The following is an 18,168-nucleotide window of genomic DNA, read 5'->3' as shown; positions in this document are numbered from 1 at the left end:
ACCCCGACCTCTACCGGTCGCCGCCACGCCGCGTCGCTTCGCCTACGCCACCCGGGCGGGGCGGGGGCGGCGTAGGCGGTGCAGGCCGTGAGGGCGGTGTGCGGCGGGCAGGGCCGTTGGTCCCGGATTTTCAGCCCCTTGGCCTCTGGCGGTGCGAGTGGCCAGGGGCGATGCTCCAGGTACCCGGTCGGCCGTTGGCCGCCCGGCCGACAATGCTGACGGACGAGGTGAACCGGCGTGCGGCATGCCACCGTCGAATCTGTGATGACCAGCCCTGCGGTCCTGGTCGCGCCCGAGACCGGCTTCCGGGAGATCGTCGCCCTGCTGGCCGAGTACGACATCACCGGCGTGCCGGTGGTGGACGAGGACGGACGGCCGTTGGGCATCGTGTCGGAGGCGGACCTCCTGCTCACCCTGGCGGCCCAGGAGGACCCGGGCAGTCTGCTGCCGGCACCCGAGCTGCCCCGCAGCGGGCCGGGCGGCGCCGTCACCGCAGCCGACCTGATGACCGGGCCGGCCGTCTGCACCACCCCCGGCACCAGCGTGGTCGCCGCCGCGCGGCTGATGAGCCGGCACGCGGTGAAGCGGCTTCCGGTGCTGGATGCGGAGGGCCGGGTGTCCGGGATGGTCAGCCGGGGTGACCTGCTGCGGGTCTTCCTGCGCGAGGACCGGGTGATCCGGCGGGAGATCGTCGAGGAGGTGCTCGGTCGGGTCGAGGGCGTCAGCCCCGCCGAGGTGGGCGTGGAGGTGGACCAGGGCCGGGTGGTGCTCAGCGGCACGGTGCCGGAGCCGTACCTCGTGCCGATCGTGCTGAACCTGTGCCGCTCGGTGGACGGCGTCGTCTCGGTCACCGACCGGCTCGGCAGCACCGGAGCGGCGCCGGCCCCGGTCGGCTGACCACGGAGGGGTCCCGGCCGGCCGGCTCGCCGACTGGCTTGCTGACCGGGGCGGACGAGGGCCGGTGTGGGAGACGGCCGGGGCGGGCGAGGCCCGGTTGAGCGGTCGGCCGGTTGCGGCGCGTCCGGCGGCGGACCCGGAGGATCCGCTTCGCATACTGCGGAGCGTACCGGGTAAGTCACTCTGCGTACCGGTCGGCATCGGGTCGCCGGTACCCAGGGACACCGGGGAGGCGGCCGTGGCAGTCGTGTTCGACGCGGACTTCACTTCAACCAGGCAGTGGACGGCGGGCCGCAGCAGCGCCTATCCCCGGATGGGGCCGACCAACCGAGGCGACCACAAGCTCGACTTCCTCAGCCGGGCCTACTGCCCCGGCGGGGTGTTCGCCGCCACCCGGCGGGGCGGCGGGGAGCTGTGGACGTGCAACCTGCTCACCACCGAGGGGAGCCCGGAAGGCTTCCAGGTCCGCACCGGCGACGTCATCGCCGCCCGGGTCACGCTCCCGGTCGAGCTGGGCGCCTGGCCCGCGATCTGGACGTGGCGGGACGGCGGCAACGAGGTGGACCTCTTCGAGTACCACCCCGACCACCCGGACCTGCTGGAGATCTCCAACCACGTCCGTGGCGGCTTCCGGTACTGGCACGGTGCCGACGCCGGTATAGCCCCGGGCGCGACCTTCGACCTGCGCACCGTGCTCGGCGCGTACTCGGTGGACTGGTTCGTCAACGGCACGCTGGTGCACGCGGACCGGCGCGGGGTGGGCCCGGACTGGCACGCGTACCTGATCGTCAACCTCTCGGTGGCGGACGGCACCTACCACGACCGACCGCCGCTGAACGGGCCGGGCCGGCTGAGCTGGGTCTGCCACAGCCTGCAGGTCGAGCGCTGACGGCGGCGGCCTTTGCCGGGGCTGCCCGGCCTCAGGCGTCCGGGTTCAGGCGTCCGCTCTCGGGCGTCCGACCTTGGGCGTCCGACCTTGGGTGTCCGACCTCGCGTGTCCGACCTGGGGTGTCCGGTTTCGGCGCCCGGGGTCGGGTGCCCGCTTCAGGCGTCCGGTGGGAACGTCGCGGTGATCAGGCCGCGCGGGCCGCTGCGCTGGAACCAGACCACCCGGCGCTGCCGGCCGATGAAGGCGGGGTGCGTGACGTAGAGGTCGTCGCGCGGGGCCTGCTCGTTTCCGGGGGCCAGGGCGGCGTCGAGCGCGTCGCCGGCGATGGCGCGCAGCAGCGCGTGCGCGGTCGCGGTGGCCGCGGAGGGGGCGATGGCGAGGGCGGTGAGCTCGTCCCAGAGGCGGGCCGAGACGTAGCTGATCGGCGAGCCCCCGAGCGCCGGGTGCGGGTGACCGTCCTCGTACCGGCGCAGCACCCCGGCCGCGACGAGCCGCTCGCGGTCGTCGGGCGCGGTGGGTGGTGGTCCATGACCCGCAACGCTACTCCGGTGGGCCTGGCCGACGGAGCGGGTGACCATGTCCGGGCATTCTCAGACAATCCTCAGGTTCGCCCGGTCGTTTCCGGGCGCACGATGGTGGGTGGGGCGCCGTGGTAGCCGGGGCGCCGCGTCGGGCGGGGGCGACGGTCACCTCGGCGGCTCCCGGGCGGGCCGGACGAGGAGGTCGTGATGAGGAACTGGTACGGGCACGGTCACGGTCATGCCCTCAGCGGCTGGGGAGTGGGGGTGATGGTGATCGTGATGCTGCTGGTCCTGGCGGTCCTGGTGCTGGCGGCCGTCGCACTGGTCCGCCACCTCTCGCGGACGTCGAAGCCGGTGCCGCCCGCTGCCTGGGGTCCGGGCGGGGTCGGACCGGCCGGACCCGGACCCGCGGGGGTCGGTCCGGGCGGGGCGGCGCCGCCGACGGCGGAGCAGGTGCTCGCCGAGCGGTTCGCGCGGGGGGAGATCGACACCGACGAGTACCGCCATCGCCTGGACATCCTGCGCGCGGCCGGCGGCCCGGCCGGCCCGGCCACGCCGCCGGCCTGAACCGGTGGCCTGAACGGACGGCCTGAACCGACGGTCTGAACCGACGGAGGGCCCGCCGCGCAGTCGCGCGGCGGGCCCTCCGTCACGTCGGGGTCCCCTTGGTGCCGGGCTCCCGGGGCGTCATCCCGGATGTCGTTACTCGACGACCAGCTCGACCGGGATGTTGCCGCGGGTGGCCCGGGAGTACGGGCAGACCTCGTGCGCCTGCTTGACCAGCAGCTCGCCGGCCTCGCCCGCGAGCGCGTCCGGCAGCTCGACGCGCAGGACCACCGCGAGGCCGAAGCCGGCGCCGTCCTTGCCGATGGAGACCTCGGCGGTCACCGAGATCTCGCCGGTGTCGACCCTCGCCTGCCGGCCGACCACGCCCAGGGCGCTCGCGAAGCAGGCCGCGTAGCCGGCGGCGAACAGCTGCTCGGGGTTGGTGCCCTGCCCGTTGCCGCCGAGGGCGGGCGGCATCGCCAGGGCGAGGTCCAGCCGGCCGTCGGAGCTGACGGTGCGGCCCTCCCGGCCGTTCGCGGTGGCCACTGCGGTGTAGAGCGCGTCCATGGGTCCGTTTCCTTCCGTCCTGCGTCGGTCGTGCTTCTGCGTCCGGCGGCCGGTGGGCCGCCTTCCGGGCTCAAGTAGAGCACGCAATTGAATTGCGCACAACTGAATGGCGCATGCGGCCGGTACGATGGGGTCATGGCCAAGCCCCCCGAGACCGTCAGCCCGGCGTCGACCGACCCGGACCCGCTCCGCGACGAGGAGCTGCTCCGCCTCGACCAGCAGATCTGCTTCTCGCTGAACGCCGCCTCGCGCGCCTTCGGCGGTGTCTACCGGGTGCTGCTCAAGGATCTCGGCCTCACCTACCCCCAGTACCTGGTCATGCTGGTGCTCTGGGAGCACGGCGAACTGCCCGTGAAGCGGATCGGCGAGCACCTGCGGTTGGACTCCGGCACCCTCTCCCCGCTCCTCAAGCGGCTGGAGGCGGCCGGCCTGGTGCGCCGCGAGCGCAGCCCCGAGGACGAGCGGTCCGTCACCGTCAGCCTCACCGGCAGCGGGCTGGCCCTGCGAGAACGGGCGGGCCTGGTGCCGCGCCGGCTCCTCGCCGCCACCGGCCTCCCGGTCGAGGACCTCGCCGCCCTGCGTTCCCTGCTGGACCGCGTCACGGGCGCGCTCGACTCGGCCGTCCTGGTCGACGACGGCGCCGGTGGCAACGAGGGCAACGAGGGCATCGGGGCCGTCAAGGGCATCAAGAGCATCAAGGGCTGAGTGCGCCCCGGTCCGGTGGGCTTCCGGCGCTCCGTCGGGCCGGAGTTTTGACACGGGAGGCGGTTCGCAGTGTCCGGTTCGGGCGATATGGGTCCACACTCTAGGGAAGAGCTTGTCGCCCGTCCGGCGGCAGGCCCGCACTCCTCTCCCGGAGGTACTTCATGTCCAGGATCAGTGACAGCGACTCCATGCCCACGCCGGACCACCTGCTCCACACCGGGGCCGAGCACCCCGTCGACCCCGAGGACATGGTGCGTGCCTCGGGACGCGAACCCACTCCCGCGCTGATCGAGAAGGCCCGCCAGGACCTCGCCAAGTACGGCGCCGCAGCCGTGGAGCGCCTGCTCCCCTGATCGGGCGCCCGGGCGAACGCCGGCATCCACCCAGAAGGCCCCGCACTGATGCGGGGCCTTCTGGCGTGCCGGGGGACCGGTCCGCAGTGTCATCCGTTCCAGCGGATCGCAGTGCGTCGGCCCGGCCGTGCTCTCCGGCGGTGACGTCGCGTTTCCCGACATCGCGTTCCCGATGACGGACTACGCCACCGGCCGGGCCGGGCTCTACCTCTCCCGGGGCGGTGCCGCCGCGGTGCCGCTCCCGCTGCCCGAAGGCCACCGCGTCGGCGGCCTCGTCCTCAAGGACGGCGTCCTCGGCTGGATCGAGTGCTCGGGAACCGACAAGAACCCCGTCGCAGCGCCGACCGCCTGCTCGATCGCCGACGGCAAGGTCACCGCCCAGTACGCCCTCCGGGGCCCCGGCGGAGGCGGCCCGACCGTGGGCGGACCCCTTCTGCGACTCGCGGGCGGGCGGCTGCTGTGGGCCGAGACGCCCCCGGACCGCGCCAGGAACAGTTCGATCCGCTCCGGGGTCCTGGACGGCTCCGGCGTGACCGAGGTGCTGTCCGCCGACTTGCCCGCCGGCGCCCGCATCCGGGCCATCACCGCCTCCGACCAGGCCGTGACCTACGAGCGCTGTACAGCGAACCCGCAGGCGGCGGCTCGACCAACACCGTGCTGCCCCAGCTGGGGCAGGTCCCGCCCGCCGGCGGCACCCCGCAGCGGCTGTCCTGCAACCGGGGCCGCCGGTACGAGGCCGCGGCCGACCGGGGCACCCGGGTGATCCGGCTGGACGCCACCGCCGGCCGTACCGGCCTGGTGGTCCGCGACCGCCCGGCCGGCTCCTGCTGATCCCGCCGCCCCGGGGCCCGTCCCGGCGTTCCCCGGAGCGGCGGGACGGGCCCCGGAGCGGTGACCGGCGGCCGACTGGGGCCTACCCTGGACCCGGTACCCGGCGATCCGGCCGGGGGAGCGTCAGAACGCCTACGGGCACGGGGGAGTTGGCCATGGGTGACTGGATCTGGTGGGCGATGGCGGCGGTGATGGTCGGCGGCGGCTGGACCGGAGACCGCTTCCGGGGCATGCTCAAGACCCGGCACGAGCGGAAGCTGGAACTGCTCAAGGCCGCCGAACGCCGGCAACTCGCCCTCGACGCGGCCAAGCGCCCACCCGAGCCGGTCTGCGGTTGCACCCACCACCTGGCCAAGCACGACCAGGCCGGCAAGTGCCACGAGACGGTCGAGGCCCCGACGGCCTGGGACGCTGAACGCAAGCCCCTGCAGTACGAGCCGCGCCCGTGCAACTGCCAGCAGTACATCGGCCCCGAACCACTGGGCACGGTCTTCGCCACGGAGATCACCGACCGCTACTGACCGGCCCGGCCGGTGCTCTTGCCGGTGCTCTCGCTTGCGGGGGCGCTGCGCCCGCCCCCGGTACCCGACGGCACTCGCCGTCGGGTACCGGGGACAGGTCGTTTCCGGCGGCCCGCACGTGACCGCCTGCCGCCGGGCTACGCGCGGCGGTTGGACCGTGCGGTGACGGCGGACAGCGCGAGTACGGCCGTGATCAGCACGGCGAGCGCCAGGCTGACCGGGCCGGTACCGAGGTCCAGGCCGCCGCGGGCCCGGCTCACGCCCATCCAGTCGGCGAACGAGGCGCCGAGCGGGCGGGTCAGCACGTACGTCCACCAGAAGCCCGCGACCGGGCCGACCCAGCGGGCCCGTGCGGCGACGGCCGGGACGGCGATCAGGGCGGTGAAGCCCAGTCCGGACAGCAGGTAGCCCACGTCCAGCGTGGCCGCCGTCAGATCACCGACCGCCGTGCCGAGCGCGAAGGTGAGCAGGACGGCGGACCAGTAGAACGCCTCCCGGCGCAGTCCCGTCACCCGGTCGATCGCGAGCGAGCCCTCCAGCCGGTGCCAGAGCAGGAACAGACCGGCCAGCGCCACCGCCAGGGCGCCGGCTGACACCGCGTACGGCACCCCCAGCGCGACATGCGCGACATCGGCGACCATGGTGCCGAACACGCTGACCAGGACGACCACCGCCCAGTACACCCCGGCCACGCAGCGGCGCAGCCGCAGCTGGAGCGCCAGCGCGCCCGCCAGCAGCAGGCCGGCCGCGGCCACCGCCGGGACGGGGCCGACGGTGTGGGCGAGGAAGTCGGACAGGGTCTCGCCCATCCCAGTGGTGAGGATCTTGACCAGCCAGAACCAGGCGGTCACCGGCGGGACCTTGCTCGCCCCCGCCGCTGCCGCCGTTCCCGCCGCTGCCGCCGTTCCCGCCGCCGGGGCGGGGGAGGCGGCAGCAGAGCGGGCCGATGTGGTGCCCGTCATCTCAGCGCCCGGCGCCGTCGGCCGTGCCGTTGACCACGGTGTTGCCGGTCAGCTGGCCGGCGTCGTCCACCGTGACCAGGTGACGTACGCCGTCGGGGCCGACGACCACGACCGCCCAGGCACTGCCGCCGCCACTCTGGGCGGCCTGCTTCAGGGACTCCACCCGGCCGCCGGGGACGGCGCCCTGGGCCTTCTCCAGCGCGGTCGACGCGGCGAGCGAGGGCAGCGGCGCGGGGGCGACGCCGCCGGGGCGGTCGCCGCCCTGCTGGTGGCGGCCCTGCTGCGGCTGCCCCTTCGGCCGGTGGCCGTCCTGCTGCCGGTCCTCCCCGGGCCGGCCGTCCCCCCGCTGACCGTCGGCCCACTCGCCGTCCCGGTGCCGGCCGCCCCGGTGCCCATGGTCGTGGCCGTCGTGGCCGTGCCCGTCCGCCAGCTCCGTGACGTGGTGGCCGCGGCCGTGCTCCTCGTGCGCCGCCGCCAGCGCCAGCCCGCCCGCGCCGAGCAGTGCGACCGCGGCCACCCCGGCGGCTATCCGGCGTTCCCGGCGGCCCGTCCACCGGCGCAGGCGCTTCACCCGGCCGCCGTCCACCCCGTCGGGCTTCCCGGACTGCGGTCCGGTCCCCTGCTGCTGGTCCTGCCCCAAACCCTGGTCCAAGCCCTGGTCCCGGTCCTGGCCGTGGTCCGGCTGGGGCGGGGTGGGCGACGACGTGGAGTCGGTCATCGGGCGTCCTCTCGTGACTCGGCGCCCGGAACCGCCCGGGCCGCGACCCGGCGATCATGGCCGATCGTTCCTGAACCTCCGCTTAAGCCGCGTGCCGGCCCGGGAGGACCGCCTGGCACCCTGGACGGATGCACATACTCGTCGTCGAGGACGAACAGCGGATGGCGACGGCACTGCGCCGGGGGCTGGAGGCCGACGGCCACACCGTCGACACCGCCCACAACGGTCCGCAGGGCCTGGACCTCGCGGGCCGTCACCCGTACGACGTGATCGTCCTGGACATCATGCTGCCCGGCCTCAACGGCTACCGGGTCTGCGCCCGGCTGCGGGCCGACGGCTGCCAGGCCGGGATCCTGATGCTCACCGCCAAGGACGGCGAATGGGACGAGGCCGAAGCCCTCGACACCGGGGCCGACGACTTCCTCTCCAAGCCGTTCTCCTTCGTCGTGCTGCTCGCCCGGCTCCGCGCCCTGCACCGCCGCACCGACCGGCAGCGGCCCCGCCTGCACACCCTCGGGGACCTCGTGGTCGACGCCAACGCCCGCACCTGCACCCGGGCCGGCCTCCCCACCCACCTCACCGCGCGCGAGTTCGCGATCCTGGAACACCTCGCGGCCCGGGCCGGCACCGTCGTCTCCAAGCGGGAGATCCTCGACCACGTCTGGGACACCGACCACGCCCCCGACCCCAGCATCGTCGAGGTCCACATCCACGCCCTGCGCCGCAAGATCGACACCCCGTTCGGCCGCACCGCCCTGCAGACCATGCGCGGCGCCGGCTACCGGCTCGCCCCCGACGGCGGCTGACCATGGCCCCGCCCGCCCCACGCCGATCCCTTCGCGTCCCGCTGAGGGCCCTGCCCGCCCTGCTCGGCGCCGAGTCGGCCCCCGTCCGGGCCCTGTCGGCCCCCGTCCGCGCCGTGCTGCGGGCCGTCACCCCCAGGACGGTCCGGGCCCGCGCGACCGCCGCCGCCGGCACCGTCCTCGGGGCCGCCCTCGCGGTGGCCAGCGCGGGGCTGCTGGCCGTCCTGCACGCCAACCTGGTCGCCTCCGCCGCGGCCGGCACCCGCGAGCAGGCCGAGGCCGTCGCCCAGCTCGCCGCCCAGGGCCGGCTCACCCCCGTCCTGCACCCGGGCCGTGGCACCGACTTCCTCCAGGCCGTCGACGCCCACGGCACCGTCCTCGCCGCCAGCCCCGACCTCGCCGGACGGCCCGCGCTCACCGTCTCCCGCCACGCCGGCTCGCACACCACGGACTCCGTCGACCCCCTCCACGACCGCCACCGCCAGCGGCTGACCACCGTCACCACGGACACCCCCACGGGGCCGGTCACCGTCTACGCCGGCACCTCGCTCCGCGCCGCCGACCAGGCGCAGGACACCACCGAGGCAGCCCTCGCCGTCGCCTTCCCGCTGCTGCTGCTCACCGGCGTCGTCGTCACCTGGCGGGTCACCGGCCAGGCGCTGCGCCCGGTCGAGGCGATCCGCGCCGAGGTCGAGGCCATCACCGACAGGGACCTGCACCGCAGGGTCCCCGAACCCGCCACCGCTGACGAGATCGCCCGCCTCGCCGCCACCATGAACGCCATGCTCGACCGCCTGGAGGCCTCCGGGCACCGGCAACGGCAGTTCATCGCCGACGCCTCGCACGAACTGCGCAGCCCCCTCGCCGTGCTGCGCACCCAGCTGGAGGTCGCCCACGCACACCCGGACGAGGCGGTCCGGGCGGAGTTGGTCCACGGTGCGCTGCTGGACACCGACCGTCTTCAGGCCCTGGCCGGGGACCTGCTGCTGCTCGCCCGCCTCGACGCCGCCACCGTCGCCGCCGACCGGCCGCGGCAGCGCGTCGACCTCACGGCCCTGGTAGCCGACACCGTCCTCGGCCGGCCCGCCGGCCCGCACCGGCGGACCACCGACCTCGCCCCGGACGTCCGGGTGGACGGCATCCCGCTCTGGCTCGGCCGGCTGCTGACCAACCTGCTCGACAACGCGGACCGGCACGCGGTCACCACCGTGCATGTCCGCCTCACCACCGACCCCGCCCGGGCGCTCGCCGTCCTCGCAGTCCAGGACGACGGCCCCGGAATCGCCCCGGCCGACCGCGAGCGCGTCTTCGAGCGCTTCACCCGCCTCGACGACGCCCGCAGCCGGGACGAGGGCGGCAGCGGCCTCGGCCTGCCCATCGCCCGCGACATCGCCCGCCATCACGGGGGCGCCCTGACCGTCACGGACACCCCCGGGGGTGCCACCCTCACGGCGACCTTCCCGCTCGCCCCCGACGTGTCCTGAGCGCCCGGCGGGTCCTGAGCCCCCGGGGGGCCTGAGCGCCGGGCGGCAGGGTGCCGCGAGTGCGGCCGCGGCGGGGCGGCTCGGTGCTGGGCTTCCGGGGGCGGCGGGGTACCGCAGCAGACGGCCGAAGTGGGACCCTTCCGGTATGGAGCCGGAGCCGGGGCCGGAGTACGGCCCGGAGTTCGGCCCGGAGGACGGCGGGGCCGGACGTGCGGGCGTGTTCGACGTCCCGCCGACGGGCCGTACCGCGGTCGCGTGGATTCCGCCGCCGGAGCTGTGGCCGCCGATCCAGGACATCCGCTGGGAGCACGACCCGCAGATCCGCCGGTGGCCGCCGCACGTCAACCTGCTGTTCGGGTTCGTGCCGGAGTCCGACTTCCCGGCGGCGGCCCCGCTGGTGGCGGCGGCGCTGACAGGGGTGCAGCCTTTCGCGGCCCGGCTGCAAGGGGTGCGGAGCTTTCGCCACCGCGCGTACGCGACGGTCTGGCTCGACCCGGCCGCGGCCGGCGCGGGGCCGTGGATCGTCCTGTACCGGTCGCTGGTGGAACGGTTTCCGGGCTGCGGTGGCCGGCGCACGGGTTTCACGCCCCATCTCTCGCTGGGGCGGACCGGGGATCCGCGCGGTCTCGCCGCCGAGTGCGCCGCCCGGCTCGGGGCGCGGTCCGCCGAGGTCCGGGAGGTGGTGCTGCTGGCCCGCCGCGGTGGTGACGACCCGATGCGGCCCTGCGCGACGGTCGCCCTCGGCACCGGCGAAGTCCGCTGGGTGCCCGGCACCGCTCCGCCCGAAGGTGGCTGAGCCGGGCTTCCCGTGGTCGGGACGGGCTTTTGCCGCTCACCCGGGCCTCCAGTGGTCGGGCCGGGCTTCCGCCGGTCACCGGGGCCGGGGAGTCCTCCTCCCCGGTGCCCGGAGCGAGCCGGTGGATGCGGCGCGGAGGATGCGGCGGAACGTCGGGCACTCCTGGTGACTGGGCGCGGGGCAGTCGGCGGCGTGCCGGAGGGAGTCGCGCAGGGCGGTGAGCCGGCGGATCGTGACGTCCAGCTCCTGCGCCTTGGCGGTGAGCATCAGCCGGTCGATGCTCGGCCGGCCGTCGGGGCCGAGCATGCCGGTGATCTCGTCGAGGGAGAACCCGGCGGCACGTGCCAGCGCGATCAGCCCCAGCAAGTCGGCTTGAGGTGGAACGGTGTCATCCCGGCCCCGCGAGGGCAAGCGACAGGAGACGATCATGGATGGCGTGCAGAAGAGCGACGACGGGCAGGCGGCACGATGGAAAGGCGCCGGGGGCCGTGCCTGGGTCGATGCGCAGGCCGTGCTGGACGGGGTGCTCAAGCCCCTTGAGGACGTGCTCGTCGAGGCGGTCCCCGTCAAGGAGGGCGACCGGGTGCTCGACGTCGGCTGCGGTACGGGCGGTACGACGGTGGCCTTCGCGCGGCTGCTCGGACCAGAGGGCCGCTGCGTCGGTGTCGACATCTCCGAGCCCATGATCGACGCGGCCCGGGCGCGCGCCGAGCGCGAGGGCTCGCCGGCCGGCTTCGTCCTCGCCGACGCCCAGGAGTACGCGTTCGAGCCGGCCGCCTTCGACGCGGTCGTGTCGCGCTTCGGCGTCATGTTCTTCGACGACTCCGTCCGGGCCTTCGCGAACCTTCGGCGGGCCGTGCGGGACGGCGGCGGGCTGCGGTTCCTCGTCTGGCGCGGCATCGAGGAGAACCCGTTCATGACGACGGCCGAGCGTGCCGCTGCTCCGCTCCTGCCGGGCATCCCCGCCCGCCGGCCGGACGAGCCGGGCCAGTTCGCCCTCGCCGACCCGGACAGGGTCCGCCGGATCCTGGAGGGGAGCGGCTGGGACGGGATCGACATCCGGCCCGTCGACGCGGACCTCACCCTGCCGGAGCCGGAGCTGATCGGGTACTTCACGCGGCTCGGCCTGCTCGGCCAGGTCCTGCCCGGCGCCGACGAACCGACCCGCGCCCGGGTCGTCGAGACGGTCCGCGCCGCCTTCGAGCCCTTCGTGGAAGGCCCGCTGGTCCGCTTCACCGCGGCCTGCTGGCTGGTGGGCGCCCGCGCCCGGGGGGCGTCGGACGGGCCGGTGCGCAGCTCCGGGGCGGAGCCGGGGACCGACCCGCGTCGATGACATGCCGGGCCGCCTGCCCGGGAACCGTGCTGCCTGCCCCGGAACGTCGACGCCTGTGAGGGGCCCTGCCCGGAGTGGGTCAGTCGGCCCAGTCGGGGTTGCGGCCGCTGAGCGCGAGCGCGCGCTCGAAGGCCGGCGCCCCGCCCGGTGCGGTGAGCGCCGGGCCGTAGCCGCCGTTGGCACGGGCCTGGTCGGCGAGCTGCTCGACCACGCCGAGCAGCACGGCGGCGGCCTCCTCGCCGACCGGGAAGGGCCGGCCGGTGGCGCGGGCCAGGTCCCATCCGTGCAGGGCGAGCTCCTGGAGGGTTACGGCGGCGGCGAGGGTGGCGGGGACGGTGTTCGGGCCGAACTCGGTCTCACCGGTGAGGGCCTCCGGCGCCTGCCAGGCCGCGGCCGCGCGCTCGGCGACGGCCGCCACCGCGGTGGGATCGGTGAGAGCGGCGGGCGCGCCGGTGCGGGGGCGCTTGGCCGCGGCGCGCTCGGAGTCGGGCAGCACGCCGCCGATATGGGCGAGCAGGTCGGCGACGGTGAACCGGGCGCACGGGGTGGCGGCGGTCAGGCGGTCGGACGGGATGGCCTCGGCGGTGCGGGCGAACAGGGTGGCGAACTCGGTCATCGCGGTCTTCATGGCGGGGCTCCTCGTCGTGCACTCGGGATCGTTGATTAAGTCGAGACTAAAATGACAGCCTCCTGGAACGCAAGATGAAGCCCCGACTAAAATGACGGCCATGGAAGCGGTGCAAGCGATAGCCGAACCCCGCCGGCGCGAGATCCTGCGGCTGGTCTGGGAGGACGAGCTCTGCGCGGGCGACATCGCCGAGCGGTTCGAGGTCACCTTCGGCGCGGTCTCCCAGCACCTGAAGGTGCTGCGGGAGGCGGGCCTGGTCACGCTGCGCCAGGAGGGCCGCAAACGGTACTACCGCGCCGACCACGAGGCGCTGGGGCCGCTGGCGGCCTATCTGCAGTCGATGTGGGCCGAGAAGCTGGACGTGCTCGCCGAGCTGGCGGAGGCCGCCCAGCGGGCCGAGGGGTCGAAGGGGAACGGCGGATGACGAACGATCAGGTGGTGCTGGAGCGGTGGATCGCCGCCCGGCCGGAGACGGTGTTCTCCTTCTTCACCGATCGCGAGAAGTGGCTCTCGTGGATGGGGCGGGACGGGGAGTTCTCCTTCGCCCCGGGCGGGGCGTTCCGGACCGACGTCAACGCCCACTGTCAGGCCTCCGGTGAGTTCCTGGCCCTGGAGCCGTACCACCGGGTGGTCTTCACCTGGGGCTCGGAGGGCGGGGACGTGGCGGTGCCACCCGGCGCCAGTACGGTCGAGGTGACCCTGACCCCGGACGGCGGGGGCACCCTGCTCACCCTGGTCCACCGCGACCTGCCGCCCGAGGCCTGCGCCCCGCACTTCGAGGGCTGGACCCACTACCTGGGCCGCCTGGTCGAACGCGCCGAGGGCCGTGACCCCGGGCCGGACGAGTGGGCGGATTCCTGAAGCCCGTTGCCGCAGGTCGCCCCGTCCGGATCGCCGAGCCCGGCCCGCCGGGTGCGGCGGGCCGGGCAACGTTCGTCGCTGCCCCGTCGTCGGCGGGGCCCGCAGCCGGGCGCCCGTGCGGGCCCCCGGGGCGGTCGGCGGTCGGGCGGTTGGGGCCACAGGAAACGCGCCGGGCGAGCACCGATGACTTCCCCCCGTGATCCACGGTCAGAGATCATGGGGGGTGCGCAGCGGCCGCGAGTGTGGTCGAGGCCGAGGCGTGCACCGATCCGACCTGCCGAGAACCGGGCACGAGACACCGAGGAACCCTGGATGCGCACTCTGATCAGCACGGCCTTCATCTCGCTCGACGGTGTCGTGGAGGGCCCGGGCGGTGAGCCCGGTTACCGGAACTCCGGGTGGACCTTCAAGGACATCGAGTTCCTCCCCGAGGCCTTCGAGATCAAGGGCCGGGAGCAGGAGGAAGCCACCGCGATGCTGATGGGCCGGACCAGCTACGAGGCGTTCAGCGCGGTGTGGCCGGACATGGCGGACTTCGCCGACTACAAGGTGATGCCGAAGTACGTCGTCTCCACCACGCTCACCGAGGACGACCTGGTCACGAACTGGGGCGAGACCACGATCCTGCGTTCGCTCGACGAGGTCGCCGCGCTGAAGGAGACCGAGGGTGGCCCGATCATCCTCCACGGCAGCGCCACCCTGAACCGGAGCCTCTCGGATGCCGGCCTGATCGACCGTTACCACCTGCTCGTCTTCCCGCTGCTGCTCGGCGCGGGCAAGCGTCTGTTCAGCACCACGGACAAGGACACCCAGAAGCTGAGGCTGGTCGAGTACGAGGCCTACGCCAACGGCCTGCAGAAGAACGTGTTCGACGTCGTCCGCTGACCGGGCCCCGCACCGGCCGGGCCGGAGCCCTTTCGGGCCCCGGCCGGATGTCGGGGGCGGCGAGTCCGGTCCGCGCCGCCCGCCCGGCCCGCGCCGCCTGGGTGACGGACGGTCAGCCCATGGTCTTGGCGCCGTCGAGGGCCTCGCGGAGGATGTCGGCGTGCCCGGCGTGCTGCGCGGTCTCGGCGACGATGTGCATCAGCACCCGGCGGGCCGACCAGTGTGCGTCGCCCTCGAACCAGGGGGCCTTGGGCAGCGGGTGGGAGGCACCCAGGTCGGGAAGGACGGCGACGAGCTCGTCGGTGCGCCGGGCGGTCTCGTCGTAGTCGGCCAGCACGCCGGCCAGCGTCTCACCGGGCAGCATCCGGAACTCGTCGGCCCGCTTCGCGAAGTCGGCCTCCGTCCAGGTGCTGAAGTCGCCCATCGCCGACGGGCCCTCCAGGATGAAGTCCACCCACCCGCGCTCGACCGACGAGACGTGCTTGATCAGGCCTCCCAGGCACAACTCGCTGACGGTGGTGCGGAGTCCGGCCTGCTCGTCGGTGAGATCGCGAGTGGTCTGACGCAGGAAGCCCCGGTGGTTGCCCAGAACCTCCAGCAGATCGGCGCGCTCCCCGCCGATCGTGACGCCGGCCGCGTTCTCCGTCGTGGCGTCGGTTGCGGCGTCGGTCGTGAGGGAGGTCGCGGTGGAGGTCGTGATGCCGGTCATGGTTCCTGCCTTCGTCGGTTCTGTACTTCCCTTGCCAAGAACGACAGTAGAGGCCATGTAGGTCAGATTGTGTCCTCATTGACGCCATGCGGGGCCGCCGGAGGGAGGACCGGATCAGGTCGGCGGTGAAGCCGACGGACGACGGCGTCAGGGCCGGCGGCGAAACTCGTGGAATCGGTGACCTCGGGGCTGCCCGGAACGGTGCCGCGCGCGGCCTCCGCAGGCCCGCAGCCACACTCCGGGAGCCGTCCGTGACCTCCGGGGCGGCCGCCTCCCGACAGGCGCTCACGTGCCGGTCCGTGCCCTTAGTAAAGATGGCCTGACCTGGTGTTTTCTCAGGATTCGCCTAGGCTGGGGCCTCCGGCTGAACGCCATCGGAGGGGACATCATGAGCGAGGAAGCCAGCGGCTACGACGCCGCCCACATCCAGGTGCTGGAGGGCCGGGAGGCTGTTCGGAGGCGGCCGGGGATGTGGATCGGCTCGACCGGTGAACGCGGCCTGCGGAACCTGGTGTTCGAGGCCGCCGACCGAGCGGTGAACGACGTCGTGGCCGGTCGCGCGAGCCGCGTCGACATCACTCTCACCTCCGACGGCGGTGTGCGTGTCGCCGACGACGGGCCCGGCGTCCCCGTCGGGGAGGCCGACGGCGCAGGCCTCGAAGCCCTGCTGACCCGCATGCCGGCCCCGACGGGGCCCTACGGCCTCTGCGGTGTGGGGCCCTTCGTCGTCAACGCCCTGTCGAGTCGCCTGACGGCCGAGGTGCGGCGCGAGGGGGTCCGCTGGGTCCAGGAGTACGCGCGCGGCGCCGCGGTCACCCCGCTCACCGAGGCGGGCCCGGCGACGGACAGCGGGACCACCCTCGTCTTCTGGCCGGACGCCGAGATCTTCGGGACGGCGGAGTACGCGTTCGACGACCTGGCCGAGGAGTTCAGGGAACTGGCCTTCCTCAACCGGGACCTGGACGTCGCGCTGACCGACCGGCGCCGCCCGGCCGAGCCCCGGTCGGTGCGGTTCCGGTTCCCGGGCGGGGCACGGGACTTCGTCGCCTTCCTCGACAAGCAGGCGGCGGCCCCCGCTCACCCGGACGTCATCGGCTTCGAGCGGGAGGATCCGCGGATGGCGGGGACGGTGGAGGTGGCTCTGCGGTGGCGCGGCTCCGGCGAGGCGCGGGTCCGGAGCTATGCCAACGGCTGGCGCACCCCCGCGGGCGGCTCGCACGTGGAGGGCCTGCGCGACGGTGTGGCGGCCGCGGTCAACGCGTACGCGCGGGAGCGGCGGCTGCTGACGGCGGCGGACCCCGACCTCGGCGCCGACCGGATTGGCGAGGGCCTGACGGCGGTCGTGCTGGTGAGGCTGGAGCGTCCCGAGTTCGAGGGCGCCACGCGTGACCGGCTGGGCAACGTCGCGGCGCGCGCCTGCGTCGGACAGGCCGTCGAGGAACACCTCCGCAAGTGGCTGGAGGAGCACCCGGACCAGGCCGCGGCCGTCGTCCGGCGGTACCTTCGGACGCATGGCTGACGAGATCTTCACGCACCCGCAGCTCGCGGCGGTCTACGACCCGCTCGATCCCGATCGCGGCGACCTTCACGCCTATCTGGACCTCGCCCGGCAGCTCGGTGCCGGGCGGGTGCTGGACATCGGCTGCGGCACCGGCGTCTTCGCCCTCCTGCTGGCCGATCGCGGATTCGAGGTCGTCGGTGTCGATCCCGCCCTGGCCTCCATCGAGGTGGCCAGGGGCAAACCGCGCAGCGAGCGGGTCCGTTGGATCTGCGGCGACGCAACGACCCTGCCACCGCTGCAAGTCGACCTCGTCACCATGACGGCGAACGTCGCCCAGGCGATCGTCGACCCTCCCGCGTGGCAGCGCACGCTCAAGGCGGCCTACGAAGCGCTGCGACCGGGCGGGCACCTGGTGTTCGAGACCCGGGACCCGGCCAGGCGCGCCTGGGAGTCGTGGAACCGTGCGGCTTCCTACGGCGTCACGGAGATCCCGGGCGTTGGCGCGGTCGAGAGCTGGGTCGATCTGGTCGAGGTGGTCGGGCCTCTGGTGACGTTCCGCTGGAACTACGTCTTCGCCGCGGACGGGCGGCGGCTCACCTCCGACTCGCCCCTGAGGTTCCGGGAGCGGCAGGAGGTCGAGACGGACCTGGCCACGCAGGGATTCGTCCTGAGCGAGGTCCGGGACGCACCCGACCGCCCGGGAGAGGAGTTCGTCTTCGTCGCCCAGCGGCCCTGATCCCCGCGCTGCCGCTGCGCGGCCGCTGAGCGCCTGCCCGGTCGGTCAGGGCGCCCGACTCCACCCGTCCGCCGAGCACCCGTCCGACTCCACCCGCCCGACTCCACCCGCCCGCCGAGCACCCGGCCGCCGAGCACCTGGCTGGTCGGGGTGCCCGGCCCGCCTCAGGTGAGGAAACCGGTGTGGACGTGGTCCTGGTGGGTGGGGTCGGAGAAGAACTGGTTGGCGGTCCGGCCGCCGCTCAACTGCCTCGGCCCGCCGACGTTGTAGGAACCGGCGGCCGCCACGGCACGCATGAAGCCGTCGACGAGTTCGGGCGGGGTGGCCGGGTCGACGACCGGATGGCCGTCGATCTGCCAGGTGTCGAAGGCGCGGCCCTGCGGATGGTCGCTGGGCCGGGTGGTGCCGAAGACGTTCAGCGGGTGGCCCGAGCGCACCACGCTGACCTGGAAGGTGTAGTCGCGGGAAAGGGCCAGCATCGCCTGCAGCACGCTGTCGTGGACGGTGCCGCTGCGCAGGTCGGCGACGGCCGCCGGCGGCAGCTGGATGCGCTGCTCGGCAAGGACCTGCGCGGCGGCCGTCGGCAGGGTGGCCGCGGCCGGTCCCGGGTCGGCCGGGTGCAGGGCGGTGACCGTCCAACGCGGCTCGGCGCGGCTGAGCCGCACGTCCACCGTGGTACCGCCCGGGGTCAGCGTGCCGTCGGCGGCCAGGGTCCACTGACGGCAGACCACCAGCACGCTCGCCGAGTCGGCGAGGATGCCGCCGTACTGGGCGTCGATCACCTGGAGCGCGGCCTGGGGTGCGGCGGGCAGGAGGGGCCCGGCCTGGTCCGCGAGGGACGGCGGCAGGCCGAGCGCCGCCACCCGCTGCTGCGCCGCGGCGACGCCCTGCCCGCCGGTGCTCCACGCGCCGAGGGCCTCGA

The 18,168-nt window shown here is 74.4% G+C and carries 24 protein-coding genes; 16 read left to right on the top strand and 8 right to left on the bottom strand.

The window, feature by feature from the left end; all coding sequences use genetic code 11:
- The first annotated feature begins 264 nt into the window (after positions 1–264).
- Positions 265–897: a CBS domain-containing protein gene (locus C2142_RS02045; RefSeq protein WP_241002321.1), complete on the top strand. Its 633-nt coding sequence runs from the start codon at positions 265–267 to the stop codon at positions 895–897.
- Positions 898–1,135: 238 nt separating this feature from the next.
- Positions 1,136–1,786 (top strand): beta-glucanase, encoded by a 651-nt coding sequence (locus C2142_RS02040; protein ID WP_148640785.1) that lies wholly within the window; start codon positions 1,136–1,138, stop codon positions 1,784–1,786.
- Positions 1,787–1,941: 155 nt separating this feature from the next.
- Here C2142_RS02040 and C2142_RS02035 read toward each other — a convergent pair whose 3' ends face one another.
- Positions 1,942–2,364, bottom strand: a complete 423-nt coding sequence (locus tag C2142_RS02035) for a hypothetical protein (protein WP_148640784.1) — start codon at positions 2,362–2,364, stop codon at positions 1,942–1,944.
- A gap of 150 nt (positions 2,365–2,514) precedes the next feature.
- Here C2142_RS02035 and C2142_RS02030 point away from each other — a divergent pair, with 150 nt between their 5' ends.
- Entirely contained in the window at positions 2,515–2,874 is a 360-nt protein-coding gene (locus tag C2142_RS02030; RefSeq protein ID WP_148640783.1) for an SHOCT domain-containing protein, read from the top strand.
- A 135-nt stretch (positions 2,875–3,009) separates the two neighbouring features.
- Here the strand turns inward: C2142_RS02030 and C2142_RS02025 are convergent, their stop codons facing one another.
- Positions 3,010–3,420 carry an organic hydroperoxide resistance protein gene (locus tag C2142_RS02025; protein WP_148640782.1) on the bottom strand — a complete coding sequence of 137 codons (411 nt, stop codon included), beginning with the start codon at positions 3,418–3,420 and terminating at the stop codon, positions 3,010–3,012.
- A 135-nt stretch (positions 3,421–3,555) separates the two neighbouring features.
- On the opposite strand from C2142_RS02025, the gene C2142_RS02020 reads away from it, so the two are divergent.
- The 4 genes from C2142_RS02020 (at position 3,556) to C2142_RS02005 (ending at position 5,830) form a co-directional block, all read left to right on the top strand.
- Positions 3,556–4,125: a MarR family transcriptional regulator gene (locus tag C2142_RS02020; protein WP_148640781.1), complete on the top strand. Its 570-nt coding sequence runs from the start codon at positions 3,556–3,558 to the stop codon at positions 4,123–4,125.
- A gap of 161 nt (positions 4,126–4,286) precedes the next feature.
- On the top strand, positions 4,287–4,478 hold the full coding sequence (locus C2142_RS02015; RefSeq protein ID WP_148640780.1) for a hypothetical protein: 192 nt from the start codon (positions 4,287–4,289) through the stop codon (positions 4,476–4,478).
- Positions 4,479–4,650: 172 nt separating this feature from the next.
- Positions 4,651–5,241: a hypothetical protein gene (locus C2142_RS02010; protein ID WP_148640779.1), complete on the top strand. Its 591-nt coding sequence runs from the start codon at positions 4,651–4,653 to the stop codon at positions 5,239–5,241.
- Positions 5,242–5,464: 223 nt separating this feature from the next.
- Positions 5,465–5,830 (top strand): hypothetical protein, encoded by a 366-nt coding sequence (locus tag C2142_RS02005; protein WP_148640778.1) that lies wholly within the window; start codon positions 5,465–5,467, stop codon positions 5,828–5,830.
- Positions 5,831–5,967: 137 nt separating this feature from the next.
- Here the strand turns inward: C2142_RS02005 and C2142_RS02000 are convergent, their stop codons facing one another.
- Together C2142_RS02000 and C2142_RS01995 are read right to left on the bottom strand one after the other, a co-directional pair.
- Positions 5,968–6,681: a hypothetical protein gene (locus tag C2142_RS02000; RefSeq protein ID WP_241002320.1), complete on the bottom strand. Its 714-nt coding sequence runs from the start codon at positions 6,679–6,681 to the stop codon at positions 5,968–5,970.
- A gap of 112 nt (positions 6,682–6,793) precedes the next feature.
- Positions 6,794–7,510 (bottom strand): hypothetical protein, encoded by a 717-nt coding sequence (locus tag C2142_RS01995; RefSeq protein ID WP_148640776.1) that lies wholly within the window; start codon positions 7,508–7,510, stop codon positions 6,794–6,796.
- 128 nt (positions 7,511–7,638) lie between these two features.
- Here C2142_RS01995 and C2142_RS01990 point away from each other — a divergent pair, with 128 nt between their 5' ends.
- From C2142_RS01990 to C2142_RS01980, 3 genes are all read left to right on the top strand, one after another.
- Positions 7,639–8,316, top strand: coding sequence for a response regulator transcription factor (locus C2142_RS01990; protein ID WP_148640775.1), 678 nt, complete (start codon positions 7,639–7,641; stop codon positions 8,314–8,316).
- 2 nt (positions 8,317–8,318) lie between these two features.
- Entirely contained in the window at positions 8,319–9,797 is a 1,479-nt protein-coding gene (locus C2142_RS01985; protein WP_148640774.1) for a HAMP domain-containing sensor histidine kinase, read from the top strand.
- A 145-nt stretch (positions 9,798–9,942) separates the two neighbouring features.
- Complete coding sequence (locus C2142_RS01980; RefSeq protein ID WP_148640773.1) at positions 9,943–10,593, top strand: 2'-5' RNA ligase family protein; 651 nt, start codon at positions 9,943–9,945, stop codon at positions 10,591–10,593.
- A 75-nt stretch (positions 10,594–10,668) separates the two neighbouring features.
- On the opposite strand, the gene C2142_RS01975 is transcribed toward C2142_RS01980, so the two are convergent.
- Positions 10,669–10,959 carry a MerR family DNA-binding protein gene (locus C2142_RS01975; RefSeq protein WP_241002319.1) on the bottom strand — a complete coding sequence of 97 codons (291 nt, stop codon included), beginning with the start codon at positions 10,957–10,959 and terminating at the stop codon, positions 10,669–10,671.
- Between the two features lie 61 nt (positions 10,960–11,020).
- On the opposite strand from C2142_RS01975, the gene C2142_RS01970 reads away from it, so the two are divergent.
- Positions 11,021–11,926, top strand: a complete 906-nt coding sequence (locus tag C2142_RS01970; RefSeq protein ID WP_148640771.1) for a class I SAM-dependent methyltransferase — start codon at positions 11,021–11,023, stop codon at positions 11,924–11,926.
- 79 nt (positions 11,927–12,005) lie between these two features.
- On the opposite strand, the gene C2142_RS01965 is transcribed toward C2142_RS01970, so the two are convergent.
- The gene (locus C2142_RS01965) at positions 12,006–12,554 is read right to left on the bottom strand and encodes a TIGR03086 family metal-binding protein (protein ID WP_162002385.1); all 549 of its coding nucleotides are present in this window, start codon (positions 12,552–12,554) and stop codon (positions 12,006–12,008) included.
- A 100-nt stretch (positions 12,555–12,654) separates the two neighbouring features.
- Here C2142_RS01965 and C2142_RS01960 point away from each other — a divergent pair, with 100 nt between their 5' ends.
- The 3 genes from C2142_RS01960 to C2142_RS01950 all read left to right on the top strand — a co-directional run bounded on the left by C2142_RS01960 (position 12,655) and on the right by C2142_RS01950 (position 14,300).
- Positions 12,655–12,978 (top strand): metalloregulator ArsR/SmtB family transcription factor, encoded by a 324-nt coding sequence (locus C2142_RS01960; RefSeq protein WP_148640769.1) that lies wholly within the window; start codon positions 12,655–12,657, stop codon positions 12,976–12,978.
- Positions 12,975–13,415, top strand: a complete 441-nt coding sequence (locus C2142_RS01955; protein WP_148640768.1) for an SRPBCC domain-containing protein — start codon at positions 12,975–12,977, stop codon at positions 13,413–13,415. The genes C2142_RS01960 and C2142_RS01955 overlap by 4 nt, the downstream gene beginning before the upstream one ends.
- A gap of 312 nt (positions 13,416–13,727) precedes the next feature.
- Positions 13,728–14,300: a dihydrofolate reductase family protein gene (locus C2142_RS01950; RefSeq protein WP_148640767.1), complete on the top strand. Its 573-nt coding sequence runs from the start codon at positions 13,728–13,730 to the stop codon at positions 14,298–14,300.
- Between the two features lie 112 nt (positions 14,301–14,412).
- Here the strand turns inward: C2142_RS01950 and C2142_RS01945 are convergent, their stop codons facing one another.
- The gene (locus C2142_RS01945) at positions 14,413–15,009 is read right to left on the bottom strand and encodes a DinB family protein (protein WP_148640766.1); all 597 of its coding nucleotides are present in this window, start codon (positions 15,007–15,009) and stop codon (positions 14,413–14,415) included.
- A gap of 388 nt (positions 15,010–15,397) precedes the next feature.
- On the opposite strand from C2142_RS01945, the gene C2142_RS01940 reads away from it, so the two are divergent.
- Together C2142_RS01940 and C2142_RS01935 are read left to right on the top strand one after the other, a co-directional pair.
- Positions 15,398–16,528 carry an ATP-binding protein gene (locus tag C2142_RS01940; protein ID WP_148640765.1) on the top strand — a complete coding sequence of 377 codons (1,131 nt, stop codon included), beginning with the start codon at positions 15,398–15,400 and terminating at the stop codon, positions 16,526–16,528.
- Positions 16,521–17,246, top strand: coding sequence for a class I SAM-dependent methyltransferase (locus tag C2142_RS01935; RefSeq protein ID WP_148640764.1), 726 nt, complete (start codon positions 16,521–16,523; stop codon positions 17,244–17,246). The genes C2142_RS01940 and C2142_RS01935 overlap by 8 nt, the downstream gene beginning before the upstream one ends.
- A gap of 164 nt (positions 17,247–17,410) precedes the next feature.
- Here C2142_RS01935 and C2142_RS01930 read toward each other — a convergent pair.
- The coding region (locus tag C2142_RS01930; RefSeq protein ID WP_206670882.1) for a hypothetical protein at positions 17,411–18,168 on the bottom strand (758 nt) is incomplete at its 5' end.

Origin of the sequence: Streptomyces sp. CB01881 (assembly GCF_002953255.1) — a bacterium.
Lineage (GTDB): Bacteria > Actinomycetota > Actinomycetes > Streptomycetales > Streptomycetaceae > Kitasatospora.
The sequence above is the reverse complement of the archived record's forward strand: the minus strand, read 5'-3'. Positions and strand labels throughout refer to the sequence as shown.